General features: G+C 62.3%; 25 protein-coding genes and 1 other RNA gene. 15 read left to right on the top strand and 11 right to left on the bottom strand.

What is annotated here, in order from left to right:
- Positions 1-66: 66 nt before the first annotated feature.
- The 4 genes from hflC to PGP17_RS11015 form a co-directional block, all read right to left on the bottom strand.
- The gene (gene hflC, locus PGP17_RS11030) at positions 67-954 is read right to left on the bottom strand and encodes a protease modulator HflC (RefSeq protein ID WP_135945742.1); all 888 of its coding nucleotides are present in this window, start codon (positions 952-954) and stop codon (positions 67-69) included.
- Between the two features lie 3 nt (positions 955-957).
- On the bottom strand, positions 958-2103 hold the full coding sequence (hflK, locus tag PGP17_RS11025; RefSeq protein WP_135945743.1) for an FtsH protease activity modulator HflK: 1146 nt from the start codon (positions 2101-2103) through the stop codon (positions 958-960).
- Positions 2104-2190: 87 nt separating this feature from the next.
- A complete protein-coding gene (locus PGP17_RS11020; protein WP_135945744.1) occupies positions 2191-2733 on the bottom strand; it encodes a dihydrofolate reductase in 543 nt (180 codons plus the stop codon).
- The gene (locus PGP17_RS11015; RefSeq protein ID WP_270375377.1) at positions 2733-3569 is read right to left on the bottom strand and encodes a thymidylate synthase; all 837 of its coding nucleotides are present in this window, start codon (positions 3567-3569) and stop codon (positions 2733-2735) included. Before PGP17_RS11015 ends, PGP17_RS11020 begins: the two co-directional genes overlap by 1 nt.
- A gap of 257 nt (positions 3570-3826) precedes the next feature.
- Between PGP17_RS11015 and PGP17_RS11010 the strand changes: the two genes are divergently transcribed.
- Positions 3827-4198 (top strand): VOC family protein, encoded by a 372-nt coding sequence (locus PGP17_RS11010; protein WP_135945746.1) that lies wholly within the window; start codon positions 3827-3829, stop codon positions 4196-4198.
- A 38-nt stretch (positions 4199-4236) separates the two neighbouring features.
- Here PGP17_RS11010 and PGP17_RS11005 read toward each other — a convergent pair whose 3' ends face one another.
- On the bottom strand, positions 4237-4914 hold the full coding sequence (locus tag PGP17_RS11005) for a DUF2459 domain-containing protein (protein WP_270375374.1): 678 nt from the start codon (positions 4912-4914) through the stop codon (positions 4237-4239).
- On the opposite strand from PGP17_RS11005, the gene ssrA reads away from it, so the two are divergent.
- Positions 4914-5274, top strand: a transfer-messenger RNA (tmRNA) gene (gene ssrA, locus PGP17_RS11000). The two genes, PGP17_RS11005 and ssrA, sit on opposite strands and share 1 nt — an antisense overlap.
- A gap of 153 nt (positions 5275-5427) precedes the next feature.
- Here the strand turns inward: ssrA and PGP17_RS10995 are convergent.
- Positions 5428-6867, bottom strand: coding sequence for a hypothetical protein (locus tag PGP17_RS10995; protein ID WP_270375372.1), 1440 nt, complete (start codon positions 6865-6867; stop codon positions 5428-5430).
- Between the two features lie 381 nt (positions 6868-7248).
- Between PGP17_RS10995 and PGP17_RS10990 the strand changes: the two genes are divergently transcribed.
- The gene (locus tag PGP17_RS10990) at positions 7249-7722 is read left to right on the top strand and encodes a hypothetical protein (RefSeq protein WP_270375370.1); all 474 of its coding nucleotides are present in this window, start codon (positions 7249-7251) and stop codon (positions 7720-7722) included.
- A gap of 30 nt (positions 7723-7752) precedes the next feature.
- On the opposite strand, the gene PGP17_RS10985 is transcribed toward PGP17_RS10990, so the two are convergent.
- Positions 7753-9186, bottom strand: a complete 1434-nt coding sequence (locus PGP17_RS10985) for a cytochrome P450 (protein ID WP_270375368.1) — start codon at positions 9184-9186, stop codon at positions 7753-7755.
- Between the two features lie 157 nt (positions 9187-9343).
- Here PGP17_RS10985 and PGP17_RS10980 point away from each other — a divergent pair, with 157 nt between their 5' ends.
- The 3 genes from PGP17_RS10980 to PGP17_RS10970 are packed head-to-tail and all read left to right on the top strand — an operon-like array spanning position 9344 to position 11427.
- The gene (locus PGP17_RS10980) at positions 9344-9796 is read left to right on the top strand and encodes an SspB family protein (RefSeq protein WP_270375366.1); all 453 of its coding nucleotides are present in this window, start codon (positions 9344-9346) and stop codon (positions 9794-9796) included.
- Positions 9793-10227 carry a PaaI family thioesterase gene (locus PGP17_RS10975; RefSeq protein ID WP_270375364.1) on the top strand — a complete coding sequence of 145 codons (435 nt, stop codon included), beginning with the start codon at positions 9793-9795 and terminating at the stop codon, positions 10225-10227. The genes PGP17_RS10980 and PGP17_RS10975 overlap by 4 nt, the downstream gene beginning before the upstream one ends.
- Positions 10228-10233: 6 nt before the next feature.
- Positions 10234-11427: an MFS transporter gene (locus PGP17_RS10970; RefSeq protein WP_270375362.1), complete on the top strand. Its 1194-nt coding sequence runs from the start codon at positions 10234-10236 to the stop codon at positions 11425-11427.
- On the opposite strand, the gene PGP17_RS10965 is transcribed toward PGP17_RS10970, so the two are convergent.
- Both PGP17_RS10965 and PGP17_RS10960 read right to left on the bottom strand, forming a co-directional pair.
- Positions 11424-12425, bottom strand: a complete 1002-nt coding sequence (locus PGP17_RS10965; RefSeq protein ID WP_270375360.1) for a zinc transporter ZntB — start codon at positions 12423-12425, stop codon at positions 11424-11426. The two genes, PGP17_RS10970 and PGP17_RS10965, sit on opposite strands and share 4 nt — an antisense overlap.
- A gap of 7 nt (positions 12426-12432) precedes the next feature.
- Positions 12433-12774 (bottom strand): RusA family crossover junction endodeoxyribonuclease, encoded by a 342-nt coding sequence (locus tag PGP17_RS10960; protein WP_135945753.1) that lies wholly within the window; start codon positions 12772-12774, stop codon positions 12433-12435.
- 359 nt (positions 12775-13133) lie between these two features.
- Here PGP17_RS10960 and fumC point away from each other — a divergent pair, with 359 nt between their 5' ends.
- The 3 genes from fumC to PGP17_RS10945 all read left to right on the top strand — a co-directional run bounded on the left by fumC (position 13134) and on the right by PGP17_RS10945 (position 17732).
- Positions 13134-14525, top strand: a complete 1392-nt coding sequence (gene fumC / locus PGP17_RS10955) for a class II fumarate hydratase (RefSeq protein WP_135945754.1) — start codon at positions 13134-13136, stop codon at positions 14523-14525.
- 281 nt (positions 14526-14806) lie between these two features.
- Positions 14807-16483 carry a methyl-accepting chemotaxis protein gene (locus PGP17_RS10950; protein WP_270375356.1) on the top strand — a complete coding sequence of 559 codons (1677 nt, stop codon included), beginning with the start codon at positions 14807-14809 and terminating at the stop codon, positions 16481-16483.
- Between the two features lie 37 nt (positions 16484-16520).
- A complete protein-coding gene (locus tag PGP17_RS10945; protein WP_270375354.1) occupies positions 16521-17732 on the top strand; it encodes a hypothetical protein in 1212 nt (403 codons plus the stop codon).
- Positions 17733-17805: 73 nt separating this feature from the next.
- Here PGP17_RS10945 and PGP17_RS10940 read toward each other — a convergent pair whose 3' ends face one another.
- Positions 17806-18675, bottom strand: a complete 870-nt coding sequence (locus PGP17_RS10940; RefSeq protein WP_174235012.1) for a hypothetical protein — start codon at positions 18673-18675, stop codon at positions 17806-17808.
- Positions 18676-18841: 166 nt separating this feature from the next.
- Between PGP17_RS10940 and PGP17_RS10935 the strand changes: the two genes are divergently transcribed.
- The 3 genes from PGP17_RS10935 (at position 18842) to PGP17_RS10925 (ending at position 20785) form a co-directional block, all read left to right on the top strand.
- Positions 18842-19405, top strand: coding sequence for a PAS domain-containing protein (locus PGP17_RS10935; protein ID WP_270375351.1), 564 nt, complete (start codon positions 18842-18844; stop codon positions 19403-19405).
- 76 nt (positions 19406-19481) lie between these two features.
- Entirely contained in the window at positions 19482-20111 is a 630-nt protein-coding gene (locus PGP17_RS10930; protein ID WP_135945758.1) for a PilZ domain-containing protein, read from the top strand.
- Between the two features lie 185 nt (positions 20112-20296).
- Positions 20297-20785 (top strand): GYF domain-containing protein, encoded by a 489-nt coding sequence (locus PGP17_RS10925; protein WP_233342099.1) that lies wholly within the window; start codon positions 20297-20299, stop codon positions 20783-20785.
- 30 nt (positions 20786-20815) lie between these two features.
- On the opposite strand, the gene PGP17_RS10920 is transcribed toward PGP17_RS10925, so the two are convergent.
- Complete coding sequence (locus PGP17_RS10920; RefSeq protein WP_442915157.1) at positions 20816-21340, bottom strand: gamma carbonic anhydrase family protein; 525 nt, start codon at positions 21338-21340, stop codon at positions 20816-20818.
- 315 nt (positions 21341-21655) lie between these two features.
- Between PGP17_RS10920 and PGP17_RS10915 the strand changes: the two genes are divergently transcribed.
- From PGP17_RS10915 to PGP17_RS10905, 3 genes are all read left to right on the top strand, one after another.
- Positions 21656-22408 carry a PhoH family protein gene (locus tag PGP17_RS10915; protein WP_135945760.1) on the top strand — a complete coding sequence of 251 codons (753 nt, stop codon included), beginning with the start codon at positions 21656-21658 and terminating at the stop codon, positions 22406-22408.
- Between the two features lie 106 nt (positions 22409-22514).
- On the top strand, positions 22515-23003 hold the full coding sequence (locus tag PGP17_RS10910) for a MarR family winged helix-turn-helix transcriptional regulator (protein WP_135945761.1): 489 nt from the start codon (positions 22515-22517) through the stop codon (positions 23001-23003).
- Between the two features lie 287 nt (positions 23004-23290).
- Complete coding sequence (locus tag PGP17_RS10905) at positions 23291-25924, top strand: TonB-dependent receptor (RefSeq protein ID WP_135945762.1); 2634 nt, start codon at positions 23291-23293, stop codon at positions 25922-25924.
- The last annotated feature ends 67 nt before the right edge of the window (positions 25925-25991 follow it).

Here is a 25991-nt window from a genome sequence, read left to right as displayed (position 1 = left end):
ATTCCCGATATGAAACGGCCCGCGCCGATCAGAACGCGGGCCGTTTTACTGCTTTGACATCGATTACTAGTTCGACGTTCCGCTTTCATTGCGGAAGTAACGGAAGAACTCCGAATCCGGCGGAAGGATGATGGGAGTCCCGTCACGCAGCGCGTTCTCATAGGCCTCCATGGACCGGTAGAAGGCGAAGAATTCCTGGTCCTGGCCATAGGATTGAGCGTAGATTCGGTTGCGCTGAGCGTCGCCTTCACCGCGAATGCGATCCGCTTCCGCGCGGGCATTGGCCAGGATGACGGTGCTTTCGCGGTCCGCACCGGCGCGGATCTCCCGGGCCCGCTCCTCGCCTTCGGCCCGAATCCGGGCGGCTTCCTGCTGACGCTCGGAGCGCATGCGCTGGAACACCCGCTCTTCGACCTCATCGGGCAGGTCTGCGCGCAGAATCCGCACATCGATGACCTCAATGCCCAGATTGGCACGCTGGACAGACGCGCTGACCATGCTCTCCACCCGGTCCATAAGGGCCGCGCGCTGGCCGGAAATGACGTCCTGGGACGGGATCGAACCGACAACGGCGCGCAGGGCGTCCTCCATGATCGAGCTCAGACGTCCCCGGGCAACAGCCTCTGTCCGCACCGATTCGTAAAACCGCCGCGGATCCACGATCCGGTAGCGAAGGAAGGCATCGACCTCGAGCCTTTCCTGGTCTCCGGCCTGGAGCTGCTGAGGCCGCATGTCGAATTCGACGTTGCGGCGATCAAACCGCGTGACTTCCTCCCAAGGGAGCTTGAAGTGGAGCCCCGCCTCGTCCTCACCTTGAGCGTTGATCGTGCGCACCGGATCGCCGAAGCGAAGCACGAGGGCCGATTGGGTTTCGCTCACTGTGTAAGTGGCGGTAAACACGCCGATCAATGCGGCGACGATCAGGATCAGAAATCCGATTCCAACAATACGCATGGCTTAGCCTCCCTGTCCTGAACCCTGGGCGGTGGTCCGAGCCCCGCGGTTTCGACCCAGCTGGTCAAGCGGCAGGTAGGGGACCGCCCCGTTGCCTTCTCCCTGCTGATCGAGAATGATGAGTTCGGAACGTCCGAGCACACGCTCCATCGTTTCCAGAAACATCCTTCGGCGTGTGACATCGGGCGCCTGACGGTACTCTTCGTAGATCGCATCGAACCGGTCGGCCTGGCCTTGAGAGACCGCAATCACCTGATCGCGGTAGCCTCGCGCCTCTTCCAGCAGCCCCACTGCCGTACCGCGCGCTTCAGGCACGATCTGGTTGGCATAGGCCGTGGCTTCCAGCGCATTGCGCTCTGCGTCCTGTTCGGCCGAGATCACGTCCTGGAAGGCCGCGATCACGTCGCCCGGCGGGGCAGCTTCCTGAAGCTGCAAGCCGACGATGCGGATACCCGACGCATAGAGATCGAACGTTTCCTGCATGATCTGGTCTGCGCGATCGGCGACTTCGCCCCGGCCCGCACCGATGATCGGTTGCAGATCGGAGGTGCCGACGACTTCGCGCATCGCGCTTTCGGCCACGGTCTGAACCATGCTGGCGGGGTCCCGCACGTTGAAGACAAAGGCCTGGACATTGGCCGGATCAACTTGCCACTGAACCGTGAAAGACAGATCGACGATATTCTCGTCGCGCGTGACCATCAGCCCCTCGGCTGGCGTTTCACCAATCGTGACCGTACGAATCTGTTCCACATCGACGATTTCGACCGTCTCGATCGGATAGGGCAGCTTGAAGCGCAAACCGGACCCGGTCGTGCGCGAGTAGTCGCCGAAGCGTGTGACGACCCCTGCTTCACCCGGTCCGATCTGGTAGACCGACGCGACGATCACGGCGAGCAGCGCCACGCCGATCACGATCAGACCGACGAGACCGCCGCCCTTGCCGCCTTTACCGCCCTTGCCGCCGCCGAACAGCCCCTTGAGCCTGTCCTGCAGCTGACGGATCAGATCCTCGAGATCCGGTTCGCCGGCAGGACCGCGTCCGCGATTTCCGCCTGGCCCGCGGCCCCACGGGTTATTGTCATTCTTGCGGCCGCCCGAGCCCCAGGGCCCGTTGCTACCGCCACCGGTATTGTCATTCCAGGGCATGCACTCTCCCCGATTGTCCCTTGAAGTGTGAAAGTCACATCACGGTTGTATGTGGACGGCGCGACACGCCGGTTCAAGTAAAACCGGTCAGTCCGGCTGTGCGCGACCGGTTTGCCGCACCCGGTCCAGGATGGTGAGCGTGAACGGGGCATCATCCTCCGGCCCGGCCTCGAACCGTTCGCGGTACACCTCCGTCCACTCCGAGCCATCAAGGTCGGGATAGACCGTTCCGCCATTCGGCTCCAGCTCGACCTCGGTCAGGTACAAGCGGTCGGTGCGTTCCAGTGTGAGAGAATAGAGCTGCGCTCCGCCAATGATACAGACCTCGTCGACGCCCGCCTGCAGCGCCGCGGCACGTGCGGCCTCCAGCGCATGCCAGGGATTGTCGAAGACCTCTGCGCCCTCTGCCGATGCCAGGGAGCGGCTGACCACTAGGTTAGGTCGGCCCGGTAGCGGCTTGCGCGGCAGGCTCTCCCAGGTCTTGCGGCCCATCACGACCGGTTTGCCTAGCGTAACCTGCTTGAACTGTTTCAGATCCGATTTGAGGCGCCACGGAAGCTCTCCGTCTAGGCCTATCACCCCGTTACGTGCGCGCGCGACCACATGCACGAGCTTGACTGGGTCGGTCATCACACCGCCACCGGTGCAGCGATCCGGGGGTGCGGGTCATAGTCCTGGATTGCGATGTCCTCGTATTCGAAGGCGAAGAGGTCGGTGATGGCCGGATTGAGCGACAGGGTCGGCAGCGCTCGTGGCGGCCGCGAAAGCTGCTCGTTCACCTGATCCATGTGATTTGAATAGATGTGAGCATCGCCAAACGTGTGAACGAATTCGCCCGGCTCATAGCCGGTCACCTGCGCGACCATGGCCAGCAGGAGAGCATAGCTGGCGATGTTGAACGGCACGCCGAGGAACATGTCCGCGCTGCGTTGATAGAGCTGCAGCGACAGGCGCCCGTCGGCCACATAAAACTGGAACATGGAGTGGCAGGGCGGAAGCGCCATCGACGGGACGTCCGCCGGGTTCCACGCCGAAACGATGAGGCGCCGTGAGTCCGGCGTCCTGCGGATCTGATCGAGCACATTGGCGAGCTGATCGATTTCCTGACCATCCGGCCCCGTCCAGCGGCGCCATTGTTTTCCGTAGACCGGGCCGAGTTCGCCGTTCTCGTCGGCCCACTCGTCCCATATCGTGACACCGCGTTCCTGCAGCCACGTCACGTTGGTCAAGCCCTTCACGAACCAGAGCAACTCCACGGCGACCGACTTGAAGTGGACCTTCTTGGTCGTCAGCAGCGGGAAACCGTCAGACAGGTCGGCGCGGATCTGGCGGCCGAAGACCGACCGCGTCCCTGTGCCCGTGCGATCGGTCGTATCCGTGCCGTTGGCCAGGATGTCGCGCAGGAGGTCGAGATAGGCGTGCTCGAGCGGCGAGCCCGTGTCGGCATGCGTCTCTGCGATGGCCATGATGTCCTCCCGTGAAGCGCGTCCTGGGCGCGTCAGTCTGCCCGATTCGGTCCGGCGAGGTCCCCGCCGAAAGTGCGAACGCGACTCCTACTACCACGACTACCATCACCATCACACGCGACGAGACCACCCGATTGAGCCGGACCTCGCAGCAGCCAAGCGTGCGGGGACGGTCCGGCGATGTCATCGAGATTTTACTTGCGCGCTCGGCGAAGCGGGAACATGGTGACAAAATCAGAACATAAGGAGAACTCTCGATGATTGGTTATGTGACCCTTGGTACGAATGATCTGGAGCGCGCGGCCAAGTTCTACGACCGGCTTTGCGGGCTGCTCGATACGGGGCGGATGATGGAATTCGACACCTTCATCGCCTGGGGCAAGCCGGGCGGCGGAGCGGGCATCGGCCTGACCAAGCCGTATGACGGAAAGCCCGCCACGGTCGGCAATGGCGTGATGGTCGCTCTTGCCGCGCGCGACAAGGCGCATGTTGACGAGATCTACAATGCAGCCATCGAGATGGGCGCAAAGGACGAAGGCGCACCCGGACCGCGTGGCGATGACGGCTTTTATGCCGGCTATTTCCGCGACCCGGACGGCAACAAGCTCAACGCCTTCGTGATGGGGTAAGCGCGCCTTCTGCGCAGCAGCGCTTCCAGATCCGTCGACTAGGAACGCCCGGGGCAGCCCGCCTGGGCTCGGACATTGAGCTCGCCGGTCAACGTCCACGGGAGCAGATGCACCGCCGGCGCCCCGACGGGGGCGCCGGCGGCGCGCAGTCTCGCGCCGGTCCACACATTGCAGGTACGCAGGAGATGATAGCTGGGCCTCGCCTGCGCGAACACGCTTCGCGGGCCGCGCTTGCCGCGTCCGGCATGAATCGGACGACCCGCCTCACCCGGGACGAAGGCCGCCTCGATCTCCCGGACAAGCGCTTCCAGGCCCTGCCGCGAGACCGCAACCGTCACACCTTGCCGCCCTTCCAGCGGCGGGTGGTCCAGCGCGTGAACGTGCAGCACGGAGGGCGTGGGCCAGACAAGCGCGGTCACCGCCTGGCCGACTGTCAGCGCTCCAGGATAGGCGCGCCGGTCTCCCCAGCCGATGGCGTAGCCGTTGGCCTCGGGAAAGAGCGCGCGTACGGGCGAGTCAGGATCAAAGGCGTCTGCCGGCAGCACGATCTCGGTGTGCAACATGACGCGCTGTACGCCGATCAGTTCACAATTGCCGGGCGAGGCAGGCCGGGCTCCAGGCGAGGCGAGCATTGCCCCCAGCGCGGTCGCCAGCACGCAAAGACCGATCAATACCGCCAGAAGCGCCAGCCCGGCTGCAGCGATGTGGCGAACCATCTCTTTAAACTCCGGCCGAATGAGCTTATGTTACATGTGTCTCTTCGGAGACTATGGCGATAAATGCGCGTGTAATAACCAGACCGGACCCGGGTGCGAATCCCGGCGGCTCCACCAATTTCTCTTCCGCGGCGTTGCGCGGTGTGTGAGGGGCCGAATTAGGATCGACGGATGGCTAAAGACGTAGCGTTCGCCCGAATGGGCTTCGTTACCAGCCCGTTTACAGTAGTTGCCAACGACAACACTGCTGAAGAGTTCGCCCTCGCTGCGTAACGCAGCGCGAGCAACTCGCTTGTTAAGTCCTGTCCTCTAGCAAGGTCAGGCGGGGTTCGGGGGCGCCTGGCAACAGAAGCCCCCACTTCCTCTCTATTGCAGCGCTTAGTCCCCGTGTGGCGCGAGCTGGCCCGGGCTCGTCGACATGAGTGGCATGCCGTTAGCGCTCGCTCAGCCCTCCGCAAGCGGTTTGCCTCCTCACCATTGTCTTCTCTCACCCCTTAGGCCGAAGACCCATGGTTATGTCCCTTCGCACGGCTTCGCATAGAACCCCATTGAGTAGCCGAGATAAGACTGCAGCGTGCTCGATGCGAGATCGTTGAACGGTCCCTTATAGAAGGCGACACGGCTGAAACCTTGATCGCGAAGCAACAAATCGTAGCGGCGCGCATAGGCGTTATCCAATTCCATGACAGCTATTTCCCCGCAGGCTGGCGGAGGCGCCAATACCAGCGTATGGCTCGTAGGAAGCAGCTGAAAGCCTTCAAGACCGTGTGACCGGACGAAGTCGCCGCGCGTCGCGCTTTCATAGTAGGCCGCCTGAGAGATTTGCATCGACCAAAAGAGCCCAGGCGAAACGATCAAGACCAGAGCGAGTCCGATGAGTTGGCTGGGAAGGCGACGGCATACCGTTCCAAAAGATAGCGCGCTTGCAATGAACAGCAGAGGCATCGCGTGCGCAAAATTGCGCTCGAAGAAAACTGTCTTTGTTGAGAAATACAGAACAAGTAGAGCGAATGGCGCCACAAGACATGCGATTGCAATTCGCTCACGATTATTTCCAAGTATAAGACCTGCGACAACTAGAATGAGCCACGGCCAGTACAACTCAAGGAAGAAGCGCGAAATCCAGAAGAAATAGGTTAACGGCCAAGGGTCAGGATGTGAATGGGGCGGGTGAGCCGAACCATATTGCGTGGACAGGGCAACCAAGCCATTAAAAAATATATCGAAATTTGCGATGGCGTATGGCGCGGATGCGATGAAGCCCGCCACTACGGCAATCGGCGCAGCCAATCCAGCCAGCGCCGCCTTCTTCCAGCCTGGCCAGGCAAGCATGGCGATACCTAGTGCGCCGGCAACGCCGACGATCGGATAGGTCACCTTCACGGCAGCTCCGGCGCCAAGAACCAATGAAACAAGAATAACGCGAATCAACAGTCCGAGCGAGAGCGACGATATCCAGAATGCGAGCCCTGTCATAAGATACAGAAGGCTCTCGGGGCGCGCCATCAATGCATCGTGAACCCATGTCGGGGCGACCACCATGGAGAGTACGAGAACCGTGTTCGCGAAAATCGAGAAGCCGTATCTCCGAGCCCCATCAAAAACGAGAGCAATCGCGATAACTTGAAATACAACGTTAGAAATTCGAAGACTAGTTATAGGCTCAACGTGAAAATAGCCTCCGATATTTATGTTTATATGGGATATGATATTGTATAAATAGAAATTGTATTGATCGTAACGAAAATATTCCGGTAGATCAGCATGGGCCCAGTTCGGATCGAGCTTGCCAAGCACCGTCATCGATTGAGATACGGCCAGCGGTATTAGCTCGTCCACGTTTATCATCATGTCGGGGCGCAGCGGCAATCGAAGCCAAACTGCAAGGACAAGACCGACAAGGGTGCTGGCGACGATCAGGAAGTGTCGGTCAATACGTTCAATTTTTCGCATCGTTCAATCCCGTATTATAGCGATTGCAAATTCGACCAACGCGGTAATCGCCATGCCCCCCTAAACACGTCTATCAATGTTGAGTGCGGCCGCTTTTCACGACGATGACTGCACGTTTGATGCCCGGACAAGCGCGCTCGCTCTACGCGAATTCAATCAGCTCTTCAACTGCCGTAGGAATGTGCGAAGACTTCAAGCAAAAAGTGCAATTTCGGAATACCACCTTCCCACTCGTAGCGCTCGAGACTAGTGCCCGGCTGCCACCACCGAGATCCACGATTCTTCACATCTATCCACGCAAATTCACAGAAATAATCGCCTTACCTTTCAATACCAAAGACCTTAGCGCTGCAAAACGGCCGGGCGCATTAACGATTTTATTTGACGTCACTGAATGCGTTCATCATTATCCGTTTCATGGAACCCTTGCACTTCATAGAATTCGACCCGGCGCAGAATTTTCTTCGGATATCGGTCTGTGGCGACCGGAGTCCCGAAGCCAGCGCGGCTTTGGTCGCGGACATGTACAAGGCGGCCGAACGGTTCAAGACACGATCCTTTCTGATCGATCTGCGCGCTGCTCGGTATAACGGACCGGCGACAGAGCTTGTCGCCCGCTTTTCTACCATGGCTAACGGAAGCCGCCGTTGCCGGCTGGCGTTCCTTGTCCATTCGCCAAACGATCCGGCCGGCGTTTTGCTGAATCACGCCAATCGGGCCGCGTGGCACGACACGCTTTTGACAGCGAACCTGCAGACTGCCGAAACATTCCTCGCCAACCGGCAAACGCCGAGAGATCGCTTCCCTCTGCCGGCCAGCCGAGCAACACGCATGGAAATCCCCCTCAATCTCTGACCCCGCGAGATTGGAAGCCTCCCCTCCCGGCTAGTTTCGGAGCGTCTGAATGTTCAGCGCCATCCCCCCGCGCGGCCGCAGCGTAACCTGCATCACCGGATAGACGTCATGGCCCTCGACCGGTGTGAAACCAAGCTTCGCGACCAGGGTCGAGAGGAAAATCGTCGCCTCCATCAACGCGAAATTGGCGCCGATGCATGCGCGCGGTCCGCCTCCGAACGCCATGAACTGATAGCGGTCTTTCGGACGCCGCTCCGGACTGAACCGGTCCGGATCGAAATGATCGGGCTGGTCCCACAGCGTTTCGTGTCTGTGCAGAGCGTAGAATGCGAGCAGCGCAACATCGCCCTTCTTTACCGGATGGCCGCAAATCTCGGTCTCTGCAATGGCGCGCCGGCCCAGGATGGGCGCAGGCGGGTAAAGCCGCATCGCCTCCTCGATCACCTGACGCGAGAAGGTGAGACGCGGCAGGTCCGCAGCGCTGAGCGCCCGCCCATGTGCCATCGCTTCGGCGGCCTCGGCGCGTAGCCGCTTCTGGGTCGGCGCGTCGCTCGCGACCAGGTAGAGCGCCCAGGTCAATGCGATGGCCGTGGTTTCGTGGCCGGCAGCAATGAAGGTCATCACCGTATCGCGAATATCGCGGTCGGAGAGACCATCGCCTGTCTCCGGGTCGCGCAACTCCAGCAGGAGCCCAAGCAGGTCATCCCCGGAATTGCCGCTCTCGCGACGCCGGCGGATCTGCGCCATCGCGGCCTTGCGAAAGACGTGACGCGCGCGCAGGGCGCGAGCCGACATCAGACGCGGTACCCACTCGGGCGCCGGCAACAGGTCGCTCATACGCAGCGTGCCGGTTTCGGCCAGGATCACCTCGATCGCGCTGCGAACGCGTACCCGGTCGAACTCCTGCGCATCGGAAAACAGCACCCGCTCGATCACGCTGAACGTGGCGTCGTTGAGCACGGCCTGAATTTCAACCGGCTGATCCTCGGCGGACAGACGAAGGGCGGTTGTTTCCGCCACCTCCGCCATGATCGGCGCGAAGCCTTCGATCCGGCGTCGAAGGAAAGCGGGCTGGAGGCTTTTGCGCTGGCGATGCCAGTTCTCGCCATGGGCCGTCAAAATGGCCTCGCCCAGGATCGGACGCAGCATGCGCATGATGAGGGGTGATTTGCGCCAGGCCTCGTAATTGTCCAGCAGGATGGACTTCATTTCGGCGGGGCCGGAGACTTCGTGGATGGAGCGGCCAAAATGCGGACCACTCAGACGCGTCTGCCGGAATAGCGCCCCAGGCAGGATCGACATGGGATTTTCGCGCATCAGCCGTCCGGTCTCCACCAGTCCGACCAGACGCGTCAGAGGCTCACACGCGACCGGACGCAACAAGGGCTCGCCGTTTCGCCACGCATACGAGTCACCGGGCGGCGAAGAACTCGCCTCGTCCAGACAACCAGTTTCCTCAATCATGGATCACATTCCTGTATCTTTACACGCGAGCGTCGCGCGCAGACCTTAACTCTTGATCAACTTCCTCGGCCCTGCGCGCAGGCGCGGCGTGCACAGCGTTGCGAATTGACGCGGGCGCGGTGATGGATACTCTCGCTGTCAGCTCGGGGAGGGACTTTTGACCAAGGATTTGATGGGGTACGGCAAGCTGGCGCAGGAGGCCCTGAGAGGGGTCGTGCGCGAAGCTGTTGCGCGCGCTGCCAGTCCACAAGGCTTGCCCGGCAGCCATCATTTCTACGTCAGCTTCAAGACAACCGATCCCGGCTGCGACCTCGACGAGGCCCTTATCAAATCTTATCCCGACGAGATGACGATCGTTCTGGAGCATCAGTTCTGGGACCTGTCGGCGGACGATGACGGCTTTGAGGTCACCTTGAAATTTGGGGGTGTGCCCAAATATCTCAAGGTGCCGTGGCGCGCGGTGACGCGGTTTCACGACCCGGCCGTGAACTTCCAGCTCTATTTCGAGTATGAGGCCCCGGGGCATCAGGATGCGGGAGACGCCCCGGCTGGTGAAACCGGTGACGAGAACACGGTGGTCAGCCTCGACGCTTTCCGGAAGAAAGATTGACCGGAAACACGACAGAGCGGCTGCGCGCCCTGTTTTCCGACCCCGAAAACCTGCCCGGGGCCACGCGCCATTTCGGTTTCTCGTTGATCGATCTCGATGCCGAGGCAGGCTGGGTGGACGCTCACTTCTTTGCCCGCGACGAATTTCTCAATCCCAATGGTTCGGTCCAGGGCGGAATCGTGACCGGATTTCTGGACGAAGCCATGTCGCTGGCCGCCCTGATCGCCACTGATCTTCAGATGGCCGTGCCCACGCTGGAAATGAAGACCAGCTTCCTGCGCCCGCTCTTCAAGGGCCGGTGCCGGGTGCGCGGCCAGGTCAAGCGGCTCGGCCGCAGCGTCGCCTTCACTGAAGGCGATCTGTTCGATGGCGATGATCATCTGTGCGCGAGCGCGACCGCAACGGCCGCGCTCCGGCCTCTGGACACCTAGCCGGCCGTGAAGGCGAGAAGCCTTGCACTCATTGCGCTGTGCCAGGTGCTGGCCCTGTCCTCCTGGTTTGCCGGGGCCGCCGCCCTGCCCGCCTTACAGGCCGCCACCGACCTGGACGCCTTTACGCGCGCCGCCTTGTCCAGCAGCGTCCAGATCGGCTTTGTCGCCGGAGCGCTTGTCAGTGCCAGCCTGGGACTGTCCGATCGGTTCGATCCCCGCCGCGTCTTTGCCGCCGGAGCCGGCCTTGCCGCCCTGACCACGCTCGCGATCATCCTCACGCCGCCCGGCAGCCTGGCGATGGCGGGCCTCCGGCTGCTCACCGGCGCCTCCCTGGCCCTGGTTTATCCGGTCGGCATGAAGCTGGCCGCCAGCTGGGCGAAAGGCGATGCGGGCCTTCTGATCGGCCTGCTGGTAGGCGCCCTGACGCTGGGCTCGGCCCTGCCCCACCTGTTCGCGCTTGACGGCGCAGACGTGAACTGGCGCACGCCGTTCGTATGGGCCGCAGCGCTGGCCGGCCTCTCCGCCGTGCTCATCGGATTTTGCCAGGCCGGCCCGGCCTTTGTGCGGGCCAGAGCCTTCGATCCGCGCGCCTTCGTTCTCGCGATCCGGCGGGCAGACCTGCGCTATGCCAATCTCGGCTATCTCGGACATATGTGGGAGCTGTATGCCTTCTGGGCCTGGGCGGGCGCCTTCCTGCTCGCCTATTTCCAGGCGCGGTCGCTCTCTGCCAGCGCAATCGGGAGTCTGACCTTCCTGATCATCGCCTCTGGCGCGCTCGGCGCGCTGGGTGCGGGCTGGCTCGCCGACCGGATCGGGCGCACACCGGTCGCGGCCGGCGCGATGCTTATCAGCGGGGCATGCGCGCTGCTGACCGGCCTGGCCTGGCCGCTCGGCCCAGGCGTGATGATCGCCCTGCTTCTGGTCTACGGCGTCAGCGTCATTGCCGACTCCGCACAGTTTTCTGCCGCGATTGCCGAACTGGCTCCGCGCGATCAGGCCGGCTCGCTTCTGACCTTGCAGACCGCGCTGGGCTTCGCCTTGACCGCCGTCAGCGTTCAGGCTCTGCCCTACTGGGTGGGTGTCACCGGCTGGCAGTTCGCATTCGCGCCGCTGGCGATCGGTCCCGCTATCGGCGTCTGGGCGATGCTGCGCCTTCGGGGGCACCCCAATGCACGCCAGCTGGCCGGCGGACGCGGCTAGAGCAGCTTTAACCGCTTGAACAGCCAGACCTCCAACCCGCCGGCCAGGACGATGAGCGCGGTCACGGCGGCGAAGGCCCAGGGCGTTTGGGCCCCGGGTATGCCGCCCACATTGATGCCGAGAAGTCCCGTCAACAGGCCGAGCGGCAGGAAGATCGCGGCGACAACCGACAGGAGCAGCGTGTAGCGGTTCATCTGCTCGGCCCGGCGTTCAAGCAATTGATCGTGCACGAGGGCCGCGCGCTCACGGACCGCTTCAAGCTCCTCCAGCACCCGTGTTGTGCGGTCGCCCGCCTCGCGGATGCGGGAGCGGTCGCGATCGCCCAGCCAGGCCAGATCCTCAATGGCCAGCGTGGTCAGCGCATCGCGCTGGGGCCCGATGAAGCGGCGCAGGATGATTGCCTGGTGGCGGATATCGGCCAGCTCCGCGCGTGGCTCTGCCGTCGTTTCGGGCGCGTTGATCTGGTCTTCCAGATCGTCGATGCGTTCGTGGAGTTCGGCAACCGTGGGCTCCATGCGATCGGCGAGGCGCAAGGCCAGCTTGGCGATGAGATCGCCGGGGCTGACGGGGGCCACGCCGCGTTCGATCGCGTCGAACACGTCGACAATCGCGAAGAGCGGACGAAGCCAGACGCCGACAACGCGCTGTCCGTCGATCCAGAACCGGACCGAAATCATGTCCTCGACCTCGGCACCTTCGTGCAGATTGACTCCGCGCAGATTAACTATGGCACCCTGGCCATGGACCGTGCAGCGCGGCCGCGTGTCCTTGGCCAGGAGGGCCTGAACCACGAAGCTGTCCAGACCGCTTTCTTCCTCCAGCCAGGCCCGTGTGCGTTCGTCATCGCGCTGGAAGTGAAGCCAGACAAAGCTCTGACCAGGCCCGGCCTCGCGCGGGTCCGGAGCATCGGGCTCGGGAATCTCGGCGAGACTCGCATTCTCGCCGGAACCTTTTCCGTCCAGAAGGAAGACACGTACAGGATCGATGATCAGAGCCACGGCGCGGCTAGTGCGTGGTCTCTGGCAGGATCGGGCGGGCCCGCACCTTCACCCGGGCGCGCTCGCCTTCCACTTTCTCCACCAGCAGGCGTTCCACCTGGCTGTCATCGTGGAACACCACGCCGGTCAGCGCGTCGAGCACGGACATGGCGACACTGTCGACGTCCTCGGTCGGGCTGCCCGGCGTGCGCTCGATGATGATGGTGACCTCGTAAGGACCCCATTTCGGCCTGACGCGCTTGAACTCAGTCCGGAAGAAATCGCCGATCAGCGACTTGAAGCGGCGCGACTGGGTCGTGACTGCGTCCACCCGCAGATGAAGGGAATCTCGAACATTGGCAGGTTGCACGCTACCTCTCCCGACCCGGCACAGGGTCTGCGATGTCTATTCGGTCGGTCAGACATAAGGCTTCAATCCGCGCCGAATCATTAATCATAGTGTCGGCGCGTCAACGACTTTCTGCAAGGCTCACCGGCCTTTGAGCCGGGCCCGGTTTCAGTCAAATGTTAATCCTCCACGATTCCAGGGCCGGTTCCGGGATACGTGCGAGCGGTCCAGAACCCCGAGGCTCGCAGGGCACGCTGCGGATCTCGAGTGTCTACCCGGTTCGAGGTCTTGCGCCGCGTAGCATGCTGCGTTCATAAACCGGACGAAATTTCAGCGCCTTTTCAAGCGGCGCCGCCCTCTCGCCCAAAGGAGTCTGTATCATGACGAAGATGCGTACCGAGACCGACAGCTTCGGCCCGCTGGACGTTCCCGCCGACAAGCTTTGGGGCGCCCAGACCGCGCGCTCCTTGAACAATTTCAAGATCGGCGGCCAGACCATGCCGGCGCCGCTCGTCCACGCGCTCGGCGCGGTCAAGCATTGTGCAGCGAAGGCGAACATGGCACTCGACAATCTGGAGCCGGAACTGGGCAATGCGATCGCCGAGGCCGCGCGCGAAGTGTTCGACGGCAAGCTGGACGATCATTTCCCTCTGGTCGTCTGGCAAACCGGATCGGGTACGCAGTCGAACATGAATTCCAACGAGGTCATCGCGAACCGGGCCATCCAGATACTGGGCGGCGAGGTCGGCTCCAAGGACCCGGTTCATCCCAACGACCATGTGAACCGCTCGCAATCCTCGAACGACACCTTCCCGACAGCGATGCATATCGCGGCGGCGCGCCAGATCGTCGACCGCCTCGTGCCTGCTCTGAAAACGTTGCGCGGGGCATTGCAGGAGAAAGCCGACGCCTTTGCAGACATCATCAAGATCGGGCGCACCCATCTGATGGACGCCACGCCCCTGACGCTTGGCCAGGAATTTTCCGGCTATGTGGCGATGGTCGACAACTCAATCCGCCGGGTCGAGGCCACGCTGCCCGCGCTGTGCGAACTCGCCCAGGGCGGAACCGCGGTGGGAACGGGGCTGAACGCCAAGCCGGGATTTGCCGAAGCCTTCGCCAAGGAAGTCGCCACTCTGACCGGCCTGCCGTTCAAGACGGCCCCGAACAAGTTCGAGGCGCTGGCCACAAAGGATGCGATGGTCGAGGCGCATGGCGCTCTGAATTCGACCGCCGTGTCCCTGTTCAAGATCGCCAATGATATCCGCCTGCTCGGTTCCGGCCCGCGCTGCGGCATCGGCGAACTCGCCCTGCCGGCCAACGAACCCGGCTCGTCCATCATGCCCGGCAAGGTGAACCCGACCCAGAACGAGGCCATGACCATGGTCTGTACCCAGGTGATGGGAAACAACGCCGCGGTCAGCTTTGCCGGCAGCCAGGGTCAATTTGAGCTGAACGTCTTCAAGCCGGTCATCATCTACAATGTGCTGACATCCATTCGCCTGCTCGCAGACGCCTCGGAGAGCTTCACGGAAAATTGCGTCAAGGGGATCGAGGCGAACGAGGACCGCATCGCGGACCTGCTGGAACAGTCGCTCATGCTGGTGACCGCCCTCGCCCCCAAGATCGGCTATGACAACGCGACCGAGGTCGCCAAGACGGCACACAAGAACGGAACCACGCTTCGCGAGGAAGCCATCCGCCTCGGCTTCGTGACCGAAACGGAATTTGACGAGGTTGTTCGCCCCGAGAAAATGATCGGCCCCAAGTAATCGTCGAACGCGAATTCTACATAACCTGAAAGAAACGGGCGCCCGAATGGGCGCCCGTTTCTTGTTTAATTACAAGTTGCTACTGAGAAGTAGCTGTCACCATTGCCGTTGAGCAACAACGGAAAGCCGACGTTAACCCACTTTGTTATATCAAATATATTGAACGCGTTCACGATCAGGGTTTGCCTCTCAGTCGCACTTCGAGGCAGCCATATTTCCGGGAACGCGCAAGGGGACAGTTTCTACCGCCTGCGACCCAGGCTGAACGGGAGTACGTGACGATGGCATTCTTCAATCTCCAGCGCTTCTCGATGAGGATGCGGCTTCTCATTCTGGCTGGCGCGTCGGTCGGTCTGATGCTGGGCTTTGTGGCTGCGAACACCACGGTCGATCATGCCGGTGACAAGGCCGATGCCCGCAGCCGGCAAGCGACGACCAATCTGATCGCGGCGAGCGGTTTCGAGAAAGACCTGACCTCGCTGCTGCGTGACACCTATCTCGCGGCCGGCGCTCCCAGTCGTGAGCGGACCGAGACCGCACTCGCCAACCTGGACGATCTGGGCACGACCTTGAACAATGTGAAAGCCGTCATTTCGAATCCAAGCTACGAAGCCACGATCGCCACGCTGGAAACCGAATACGCCGATCTGCGCGCTCTGATTTCAGCCGCGGCGCCGCAACTGGCCACTATGGACGAGGCCGCAATGAACCGGTTCTTTGACCGGCTTGCCGTATTCGACGACAGCATGGACAGCCAGATCGAGACGGTTCGCGACGGCGCGGCCGCCGATCTCGCGGCGGCGCGCGCCGAGATGGACCGGATGGAGACCGTGGCCTTCTGGGTCACGATCCTGGCCATCATTGTCACCGTTGCCGGCCTGTTCGCATTGACCCAGATTATCGGTGGCTCGATCAACAAGGTGCTGACCGAAGCCAAGACGATCGTCTCACGCCTGGCTGCCGGCGATCGCGGGCTTGCCATTGGCGACACGAAGCGCAAAGACGAGCTCGGCGATCTCAACCGCGGGCTTGCCTCCCTTCAGGACGCGCTCGCTCAGGCAGATGAGATGCGCGAGCGCGAAGCTCGCGAGAACGAGGCCAAGACCAAGCGCCAGGTTTCGGTGGACACGGCCGTGAGCCGGTTTGAATCCGCCTCGACCGAGCTTCTGTCCAGCGTCATGGCCGCCTCTCAGCAGCTCAGCGCCTCGTCTTCCCAGATGCAGTCTACGTCAGCTGAAGCCGCAGGGCGTTCCGAGAGCGCACGTTCAGCTGCCGAGTCGGCGGCCAACAGCGTTCAGGCCGTCGCGGCCGCCGCCGAGGAACTTGCCGCATCGATCACCGAGGTTTCCGAACAGGTCAACCGGACCAGCGAGCTGTCCAAGGTTGCCAGCAGCGAGACCCAGTCCAGCGCGACGGTGATGAAGGAACTCGCCGAATCCGCTGACGCCATTGGTGCCATTGTTGACCTGATCAACACCGTGGCCGAACAAACCAACCTGCTGGCACTCAATGCGACCATCGAGGCGGCCCGCGCAGGCGAAGCCGGCAAGGGCTTTGCCGTCGTGGCCAGCGAAGTGAAGGCACTGGCCAGCCAGACCGGGAAGGCGACGCAACAGATCGCGGAGCGCATCGAAGCCATCCAGAGTTCGTCCAGGCGTTCGGCTGAATCGGCTGAAAAAGCACTCGCTGCCGTGTCCCAGCTCGGAGAAATCGCCGTGGCGTCCGCATCGGCGATCGAACAGCAACGTGCCGCGACCTCCGAAATCGCCCAGTCGGCCCAACGCGCCCAGGACGGTTCAACCGAAGCGGCCGAAGGGGTCGGGCACGTGTCTGAAACCACCCGGCAGACCGATGCGGTTTCGCGCTCGGTACTTGAGGCCGCCGGCGAAATGGATAAGCGCCACGAGGCCTGGAAGACCGAATTCGAAACATTCATCGCGGCACTTCGCGCTGCCTGATCCCTCCCACGGTTAGAACAACCAAGAGACCCAAAAAATGAAACTCTATCTCCTTTCCGCTACGGCGCTGTGCGCCGCAGCCAGCGCCCCCTCTGTGTCCGCTCAAGAGCTGCCCGGCACCTTGCTTCTGGATGTTCGCGCCCGCTACGAACATGTCGAGCAAGCCGGCAAGGACGATGCCGAAGCTGCTACCGTGCGCACGCGGCTCGGCTGGCAATCACCGGAACGCAACGGTTTCTCCGTTCTGGCTGAAATCGAGAATGTGGCCGACCTTACCGACGGCCTGCGCAACACCAGCCAGACGTCGCGCCCCGGCGTTGCGACGATCAATGACGAGGCAATGACCGAGTTGCAGCGTCTGGAGCTGCGCTTTGCTCCGAACGATCAATGGTCGGGCAGCCTCGGCCGCCAGCATCTTGGGTTTGACGGCAGCCGCTTCATCGGCACGCCAGGCTGGCGTCAGGACAAAAATTCGCACGACGCGCTTGCGCTGCAGTTCGAAAACGGGCCGGTCACACTGGACTATGTCTACCACTGGCAACTCAACCGCGGGCCGGGCGACCTGAGCTGGGATACCGACGCGCACCTCTTCCATGCCGGCTGGGCTGCCACGGAAAACGTGACGGTGTCCGCCTTTGCCTACCTGATCGACCTGACCGATAGCAGCGCGCCGCAGAACCGCTCCAACAGCACGGTCGGCGCCGAGATCTCCGGAGCCCGAAGCTATGGCGAGACCGCCCTGGCCTATTCGGCGATGATCGCCCAGCAGAGCGACTACGGCTCCGCACAAACCGATTTCGACCTGACCTTCTATTCAGGCGAGGCAAGCGTCTCTCGCTTCGGTGGCTCGCTTGCTGCCGGATACGTGAATATCGAAGGCGACGGATCGACCTCGATCGCCAACCCCCTCGCCGCCAATCACAGCTTCCAGGGATGGGCGGACACCTTCAGCGGCGGCAGCGCCATGGCGGGCCCCGACGGCCTGGAAGATCTCTACGTTGAAGCCGGTTACGGCGGCGACCTGAACTCTGCGGTGTTCACCGGCTGGTCGGTCTTTCTGGCCCGTCACGAGTTCAGTGCCGAGCGCACCGGCGTAGATCTGGGTGAGGAATGGGATTTCGAACTGGCTCTCGGTCTGGGAGAGCACGCAGAACTCGCCTTCCAGATCGCAGACTATGATGGCCCGGGCGGCGCGGTTGCACCCGCGGACCGAACGAAGCAATGGGTCGTGCTGTCCTACAAATACTAGGACCAAACACCCCTGCAGAAACAGCAAAGCCCCGGCACATGGCCGGGGCTTTTTTGTTATGCGATCGCGCGATCTAGTAGCTGCCCACACCGCCATCGAGCATGATGGTCATAGACTGGGCCGATACCCGTTCCGAACGGCGTTCCACCGTCTCGGTATAGGTCTCTTCATAGCGGTAATACACCAGCTTGATGCCCGGACCGTAGCGGCGTAGCAGCGACCGCTCGTTGCAATTGCGCCTCGGTTCCTCGGTCGCGCAGTAGAGCCGGCCGCCCGGCGCATGGCGAAGCGCCTCGCCCTTCTCGCACACCAGAGTCTGGCCGTCCTCAAAGCGATCGACGCCCTCTTCGCGCCAGCCAATGCTGGTCTGCATCCAGGTGCCGGCCATGCAACGATAGATTTCGCCGTCAAACTCTCGCGGAACGCGCTCGTCAGGATCGGGGCGCGAAGCGGGGTGTGGCGTACCCGTATCATCAAGGCACACCGCGCGAACCACACGCCAGCCCTCGACATAGCGGCTTCGTTCTTCTTCCACCTGCTCGTATTCACCGGCGAGGCGCAGACCGGCGATGGCCGCCCCTCCGCCGCCGCGCGAGACCGGCGGCATCCAGGTGCCGCCGCCATAGACCACGGTGGAGCTGTTGTTGATCGCGCTCGCACGTGCCATCGCGCTAGCCGACGCATTGGCCTGGACGTTCACGTTCACAGAGCTGTTCACGTTCACGCCGCCGATATTGATGTTCGGACCGCCGACATGAACGCTAGGGCCACCGATATGAACGCCCGGCACGTTGATCGTCGGGCCTCCGGGATGCGTGCAGCAATGGCTCGGCGGGGCCGGGCTGACCGGTGTCGGATCGGGATTTCCCGCCGACGCGGCACTGCTGAGGAACGCGGCCGCCACGGCCGAGGCGAGAGTGGCGTATCGCTTTGAAACGCGCATGGGCGGACTCCATCCATCTTTGCCCTCACTCGTGCAAGGCGCGGGCCACCGAAGGTCCGGCGCGGTGACCCCGGCGCGTTTACGAGTTGGCAAGACCTTTGCAATCGGTCCGGAAACTGGAACCGAATTGGGGATTTAGTCCCAATCAGGGATGAGGGAGCCGGCCGTGCGGCACACGAATACCAAAACCTTGTACGAATACTGGAACACCCGCCGGCTCGGACGCAATGCGCCGGGGCGTGCCGATATCGCGCCGAAGGACGTGTCCGGCCTGCTCGGTCATCTCTTCCTGCTCAGACGCATCGACGCCGATCATCACATCTTCCGGCTCGCCGGAAGTGCGCTGTGTCAGATGCACCGGCGCGAGTTCAAGGATCAGAACTTCCTTTCGCTCTGGCGCGGGCATGACCGTCTCCACATGAGCGCCCTCCTCGAAGGCGCGTTGACAGCGCCTGCGCCCGCAACGGCCATCGTGGAAGCCCATTCAATCGACATGCGCTCTGTTGCCGTGGAGATATCCATCCTGCCGCTGCGCGGTCCGGAGGGCATCGTCGACCGCGTTCTCGGCCTCTATCAGCCGCTGAGCGGCGGGACGCTGGGACATCGCCCGGTGGTGTCGCACGAAATCCGCGAGATCCATCCGGCGAGCCTGCCGGCGCAGAGCGTCAACGTGTTCGCCCCCCTTGCGCAGGCACGTCCCCGGGCCCGGGCCGCCAACGACGCGATGTAGACATCCGGCAGGCCTAGCGAATTTTTAAAATTTCGCGCGGATACTCCACGCTTGTATTCCACCGGGTGGGCAGACGATGAGCACGGTTACCGACATCAAATCGCGTCTGGACAAGCGCAAGATCAAGATCGCAGCCCGCGGCGCACAGGAACAGCGCCGCTTCCGGCGGGTTCAGCTTTCCATCCCGGGCCGGTATCTCGACCCCGTTCGCGGTGAGTTTGCCTGCAAGCTGGTGGACGTGTCTCCTGGAGGCGCTCGCATCTCGGCCGAGGTCCCGCCTCCGGTCAACGATCATATTGTCATGTTGTTCGAGGGACTTGGCCGGCTGGAAGGCGATGTCGTGCGGGCCGGCCGCGCCGGCTTCGCGGTCCGGTTCAGCTTTTCCGACCGCAAGCGCGACCGTCTGGCCGACGCGATCACCTGGCAGTTCAACATGGCGCGGCTGGGCCTCAACGAGGACCGCGGCGGGGCGCGAAAGCCGTCGCGCGGCCAGGCAACCCTGACCTTGCGCGACGGCGTCGTGATCCGGGCAAACGTCATCGATGTGTCCATTTCCGGTGCAGCGTTCGCCTGTCTGGAACGTCCCAGAGTTGGAGAGTCCGTGCGTGTCGGCGGAATGTCCGGGCGAGTCGCGCGCTGGCTGGATAACGGGTTTGCCGTTTCCTTCGATCCGCCTGCATCGCCCCAGACCCCGCCTGCCGCCTGACAGGTCTGGCCCCGGGAACTGTGGCGAAACCGACCATCCCCGTTTAAACTGTCTGAGATACAGCCCATACTAAACGTGTGGCCTGAATCTTGCCTCATGACTGGCATAGCAGATGTCCTATGAAAGACCGGAGCGACATGCCGATGCCTCGTGACGACGCTAGTGCGACCTCTTGGTTTGTTCGAGTGGAGGGACGTGTCTACGGTCCCTACACTCCGGCCCAGATGCATGCCTTCGTGAAGGAAGGCCGCGTTGCGGCGCACTCGACTGTCTCCCAGAGCCGCGAAGCGGGCTGGCTGGATGCCCGTCAGGTCGACCAGTTCAAGGGCTGGTTCGACGAGGCCCGCCAGACCCCGGCCCAGCGCCGTCCGCGGCCGGCGCCCGGCGATGCCCGCACCGCCAATTTTGTCGTCATCGCCCATCTATCCCAAGAGAGCGAAGCCGAGTTCGCCGCCGCCCTGTCCGAGTTCGGTGATACCGAACAGATCGGTCATGGCGTCTGGCTTGTGCGCGCGCCCTACACGGCCGCGATCCTGCGCAACGAACTCAGCCACGCCCTGAGCCGCGATGACAAACTGCTGGTCGTGGACGCAAGCCGCGACCGGACTGCCTGGTTCAACCTGGGACGCGAAGCCGATCAGCGCATTCGTGAACTCTGGGGACGGCCGCAATAAGCTTCGGACCTGTCCGGCCTCTCATCCGGATCAGACTGAGGACAGCCCTCGCGCATAGCGGCGGGCATTTTCCACATAGTGATCCGCGCTGGCCTTGAGCATCTCCTCGGTGCCGGGTGCGATCTGCTTGACGACCTTGCCAGGCGCGCCCATCACGACAGAACCATCGGGAATTTCCTTGCCCTCGGTAATGAGGGCATGGGCGCCGATGATGCAATTCCTCCCGATCTTCGCGCCGTTCAGAATGGTCGCGCCAATGCCGATCAGCGAATAATCGCCGACGCTGCACCCGTGCAACATGGCCTGGTGCCCGATCGTCACGCCTTTGCCGATATCCAGCGGAAAGCCCATGTCGGTGTGCATGACGGTATTGTCCTGCACATTGGAATCCTCGCCGATCGTGATCGTTTCGTTGTCACCGCGCAGGACCGCTCCGAACCAGACCGACGCGTTGGTCTTCAGAACCACCTTGCCGAGCAGGACTGCCGTGGGTGCCACCCAGCAATTGTCCCCACTCAAGTCGGGGCGATCACCGTCAAGCTCGAAAATGCGCATCATGGGAGAACTCCTTGGGTAGCGCGTGACGTTTTTGCGACGCGGGATGAAACTTCTGCGACGCAGGGACTCATACTTCATTCACCAGAGTAGAATGACACTGCGTATGCGATTCGAGTTCAAGGAGTCGCATCGCATCGGGTCAGCGACCGAACGGAGGAGGCGCCAAAATGGCGTTTGCACCACCGCCCCGTCCCTCAGTGGCACCGCCGAACGCGGGTCGTGCCGAGGCTTCGGCCGCTCCCCTTTCATCGCAAGCATCATCCGCCCCTCCGCTATCCAGCGAGGGGTTTTTTCTTGTCTGGAGGTCCTGCCATGGCCAAACGCGCCGCGAAACGCCGCTCGGGTGAATTCAATGCCGAGCATTACGAGCAAGAGAAAGTCCGCGCCCTCTTTCCGGGAACGGCCTGGACCCCCGACGATGTCGATCCGATGCGCGATCAGCGCTACATGAAGAATGTGAAACCGCGCTCAGACGGCCAGGCCAAGCTGATGAGCGCAATCGACGATCACAACCTGGTTCTCGCGCTCGGCCCGGCGGGTACAGGCAAGACCTATCTGGCGGTGGCCAAGGCGGTTGAAGCGCTGGAGGCGGGGGAGATCGGCCGGATCGTCCTGTCGCGCCCGGCGGTTGAGGCGGGGGAATCCATCGGCTTCCTGCCCGGCGCGATGGAAGAGAAGCTCGCACCCTATTTGCGTCCACTGTACGACGCGCTCGCGGACCGGCTCTCGCCCAAGCGGCTCAAGGCCCTGATGGCCGAGGGGCTGATCGAGATCGCGCCTATCGCCTACATGCGCGGCCGCACGCTCAACAATGCCTTTATCGTTGTCGACGAAGCCCAGAACTGCACCTACGGGCAATTGAAGATGCTGCTCACGCGCCTCGGGTGGAACTCGACGATGATCGTAACCGGCGATCCGGCCCAGACGGATTTACTGCCCGAACTCTCCGGCCTGTTCGATATCGCCAACCGGCTTGACGCTCTCGAGAACGTGGCGGTCTGCCGGCTCGAAGCAAAAGACATCGTGCGTCACCCGCTCGTCGCCGACATGCTCAATGTTCTTTGAACCCAAACTATCAAGATGAGTGAAGAGGGCCCGCCGGCTTCCCCGGCGGGCCCTCTCGCAGGTCACAGACTTGCGGAGACGGGATTGGGACGCGTAGATCGACCGCATGACCGATCACGACCAGATTCTTATCGCCCTGCGCCGAATCACCCGGGCTATCGACCTTCAGTCACGCCAGCTCGTAAAGCAGACGGGGCTAACCGCGCCCCAGCTTGTGGTCATGATGGCGCTCGACAAGGATGGGCCCCTGTGTCCAACCGATATTGCCAAGCAGATTGCAGCCAGCCCGGCCACCGTCACGACGATCGTGGATCGGCTTGAGGCCCTCGGTCTCGTGCAACGGCGCGAGAAGCCGACAGACCGGCGGGTGACACATATTCTTCTCACCGCGAAGGGAGAAGCGGCCTACCGGTCAGCCCCGGAGCTGCTCCAAGCCGGATTCCTTTCTCGTTTCCGTAGCTTGGCCTGCTGGGAGCAACACATGCTGCTTTCCTCTCTGGAGCGGATCGCGACGCTGATGGACGCCCAGGCGATATCCGCCTCCCCGATCCTCACCTCGGAAGAATGGGCCACGGACGAGGATCCGGTGGGCTAACCCGCGCACCTGTCGGAAGCCTGTTTTCGCCAGACTCCAATAGTGGCAGAAATATCACAATATTGCGGCAATGCCCCCTGGGTCATTTGAGCTCTAAGCATTTTCGGGCTAGGTCACCTCAGGCCTGCGGGGGTCTGAGGCACATCTTCGTGTCCCGCGCCACGTCTCTTTCGAGTTTCGGCGCCGCATCTATCGATCCCGGTTCACGCACGCACGCCCTTACCGATCCGGCGGGAACTCGTCCCGCTGTGACTTGTCAGCCGATCGAATAGAAAACCAGGAAGCCCATGAAAAAGAACATTCTATTGAATACCGTCTTCGTGTCCGCGGCCGCCGCTGCGGCGACGGCCGGCGTGGCGCACGCTCAAGCAGAGGGTCAATCGGCTCGCACACGCGACGTCATTACCGTGACCGCGACCAAGACCGAGCAGAGCGCCCAGGACATTCCGGTTGCGGTTAGCGCACTGGACACCGGCGATTTGCAGGAATTGCGGATCGATACGTTCAGCGATTACCTCGTCCAGCTGCCGGGCGTGAGCGCCGGCGGCAACGGCCCGGGCCAGCGCACCATCTACATTCGCGGCATCGCATCGACCACGCCGAGCCTCACCGTGGCCGGTGTCGCCGGTCTCGCGCCGAACGTCGCCTTCTATCTCGACGAACAGCCGCTTGCTCAGCCGGGCCGCAATCTGGACGTCTATGCAGCCGACCTCGAACGCATCGAGGTCCTGCCCGGACCGCAGGGCACGCTGTTCGGCGCCTCCTCTCAGGCAGGCACGGTGCGCCTGATCACGAACAAGCCGGTGATCGGCGAGTTCGAGGCCAACGCCAATTTCGGGTTCTCCTGGACCGATGGCGGTGAGATGAGCTCGAACGTCACGGCGGTGGTCAATTATCCCGTTGCCGAGAACTTCGCCGTGCGCGGCGTGGTCTATGCCGACCATGCCGGTGGCTATATCGACAATGTGGCGGGTACACGCGACCTGTCGGAATCGGCTCGCTTCCGTTCTGCCGGCACGGTGCGCTCGAACGGTGTGCCAGTCGCGCCTCGGCGCGCCGGCTTCCAGGCCGGTCAGGATTTGTCAGGCGTTACCTTCCTTGAGGCCAACAATGCCGGCCGGACCGAGGAAGACTTCAACGACACCACCTATTCAGGCTTCCGAGTGAGCGGCCGCTACGAGTTTAACGCCGACTGGCGTCTCGATGTCGCGTTCGCGCAGCAATCGCTGGACAAGGACGGTGTCTTCTTCGTTGATCCCGAGTTGGACGACTGGGAAATCCAGCGCTACGAGGACGATGAGCTCGAAGACGAGTTCACCAATATTTCCTGGACACTGGAAGGACGCGTCGGGGCACTCGAAACCGTCTATACCGGCGCTTACACCGAGCGGAACACCGATCAGACGGTGGACTACACCGACTACATGTTCGTCGGTCAGTACTTCCCCTACTATGTCTGCGACGGGTCGGTGACCTATCCGGGATCCGCGGCGCCGTCCGGCACCTGCCAGGCGCCAAACGCGATCGTCGCATCGACCTCGGAAACCACCGTGCAAAGCCACGAATTCCGGGTCCTTACCCCGCAGACGGCTCGCCTGCGCGCGACCACCGGTGTGTTCTATTCCGACACCCAGCTGGATGAACGCAACGACTTCACCTATTTCGGATCCGAGGCCGCCGATCCGTTCGGTCCGTTCGTGGACAACTATCCGTTCCAGACCGGTTATCGCTCGGATGAAGGTCCGTTCCCGCCGGCTGTCATCTTCCGTAACGATGTGCGCAGGACCGACGAACAGCTCGGCGTCTTCGGCGAGGTCACTTACGACCTGATCCCCGACACGCTGTCGCTGATCGCGGGTGCTCGCTATTACGACGTCGAAGTCGACCTGAAGGGGAGTGCGAATTCATCCTTCTTCAACTCCGGCGCGTCTGTCGATCAGCAGGCCTTCGGTACGGATATCTCGGACCTGTACAATGGCGACGGCGAATACACCTTCCGGGGCACTGGTCTGGCAAACCAGCAGACCTTCACTCTGGACGACTCGGTGGCCGACATCATCGCCGCAGGCCTCAGCCCGGCCCAGGCCGCACAAGTCTATGCCGCGGTGCGCGCTCCGAACGTGGCAGCAACCGATGGCGTGATCACCAAGTTCACGGCCAACTGGACGCCGAATACCGATCTCCTGTTCTACGCGACGTATTCGGAAGGCTTCCGTCCCGGTCTGCTGAACCGGCCGGGCGGCGCTCAGGGTCCCAACGGCTTCACCGTGCCGTTTGCTCTGGATACCGATGAAATCACGAATTACGAGCTGGGTTGGAAGACCTTCCTGTTCGATGGAGCGCTGCGCTTCAACGGCAACGTCTTCTATATCGAGATCGAAGACCTGCAGACCACGATCTTCGACCCGAGCATCACCAACCTGTTCTTCTCCGCCAACGCCGCCGATGCCGAAATCCGCGGCATTGAAGGCGACTTCAACTGGCAGGTCGATGCGGTTCCAGGCCTGACCATTGCCGGTGCCTTCTCGGCGCTCGACACCGAGATCACCGAAGTGAAAGTCCCGACCGACGACGTCCAGGTCGGCGATCCGCTGGCCTTCGCGCCGGAATTCCAGGCCAATCTGCGTGCGCGCTATGAATGGCAACTGGAAAACGGCGTGACGGCGCACGTGATGCCGCAGCTGGTCTATTCCACAGATTCGGAATCGGATGTGATCCGTATCAACCGTGCGACCGTGGAGGGTTACACCACGCTGGCGCTGGGTGCTGGCCTCACTGGTGACCGCTGGTCGGTCGAGCTGTTTGGTGAGAACCTGACCAATGAAGTGGCGATGACGAGCAACAACTTCGTCTTCGACCGTGAACGTGCGACCGTCATGCGTCCGCGCACGATCGGCGTCCGCTTCGGCGTTCAGTACTAGCCTGTACGCGCGAGCCCGGTTGAAATCGCGCCGCGCAAGCTGATGATGGAAGCGTCCCGCCTTTGGC

Source organism: Marinicauda sp. Alg238-R41 (assembly GCF_947331485.1).
GTDB classification, from domain to species: Bacteria; Pseudomonadota; Alphaproteobacteria; order Caulobacterales; family Maricaulaceae; genus Marinicauda; species Marinicauda pacifica.
This window is presented reverse-complemented; position numbering and strand designations above follow the sequence as displayed.

Bases quoted from the DNA above. Each gene is read 5' to 3' on its own strand.
- PGP17_RS10920 (WP_442915157.1), bottom strand. From the start codon at position 21,340: ATGCGCATTTTCGAGCTTGACGGTGATCGCCCCGACTTGAGTGGGGAC.
- PGP17_RS10995 (WP_270375372.1), bottom strand. From the start codon at position 6,867: ATGCGAAAAATTGAACGTATTGACCGACACTTCCTGATCGTCGCCAGC.
- PGP17_RS10915 (WP_135945760.1), top strand. From the start codon at position 21,656: ATGGCCAAACGCGCCGCGAAACGCCGCTCGGGTGAATTCAATGCCGAG.
- PGP17_RS10940 (WP_174235012.1), bottom strand. From the start codon at position 18,675: ATGCGCGTTTCAAAGCGATACGCCACTCTCGCCTCGGCCGTGGCGGCC.
- PGP17_RS11015 (WP_270375377.1), bottom strand. From the start codon at position 3,569: ATGGCCATCGCAGAGACGCATGCCGACACGGGCTCGCCGCTCGAGCAC.
- PGP17_RS10950 (WP_270375356.1), top strand. From the start codon at position 14,807: ATGGCATTCTTCAATCTCCAGCGCTTCTCGATGAGGATGCGGCTTCTC.
- PGP17_RS11020 (WP_135945744.1), bottom strand. From the start codon at position 2,733: ATGACCGACCCAGTCAAGCTCGTGCATGTGGTCGCGCGCGCACGTAAC.
- PGP17_RS10985 (WP_270375368.1), bottom strand. From the start codon at position 9,186: ATGATTGAGGAAACTGGTTGTCTGGACGAGGCGAGTTCTTCGCCGCCC.
- fumC (WP_135945754.1), top strand. From the start codon at position 13,134: ATGACGAAGATGCGTACCGAGACCGACAGCTTCGGCCCGCTGGACGTT.
- hflC (WP_135945742.1), bottom strand. From the start codon at position 954: ATGCGTATTGTTGGAATCGGATTTCTGATCCTGATCGTCGCCGCATTG.
- PGP17_RS10905 (WP_135945762.1), top strand. From the start codon at position 23,291: ATGAAAAAGAACATTCTATTGAATACCGTCTTCGTGTCCGCGGCCGCC.
- PGP17_RS11005 (WP_270375374.1), bottom strand. From the start codon at position 4,914: ATGGTTCGCCACATCGCTGCAGCCGGGCTGGCGCTTCTGGCGGTATTG.
- PGP17_RS10930 (WP_135945758.1), top strand. From the start codon at position 19,482: ATGAGCACGGTTACCGACATCAAATCGCGTCTGGACAAGCGCAAGATC.
- PGP17_RS10910 (WP_135945761.1), top strand. From the start codon at position 22,515: ATGACCGATCACGACCAGATTCTTATCGCCCTGCGCCGAATCACCCGG.
- PGP17_RS11010 (WP_135945746.1), top strand. From the start codon at position 3,827: ATGATTGGTTATGTGACCCTTGGTACGAATGATCTGGAGCGCGCGGCC.
- hflK (WP_135945743.1), bottom strand. From the start codon at position 2,103: ATGCCCTGGAATGACAATACCGGTGGCGGTAGCAACGGGCCCTGGGGC.
- PGP17_RS10945 (WP_270375354.1), top strand. From the start codon at position 16,521: ATGAAACTCTATCTCCTTTCCGCTACGGCGCTGTGCGCCGCAGCCAGC.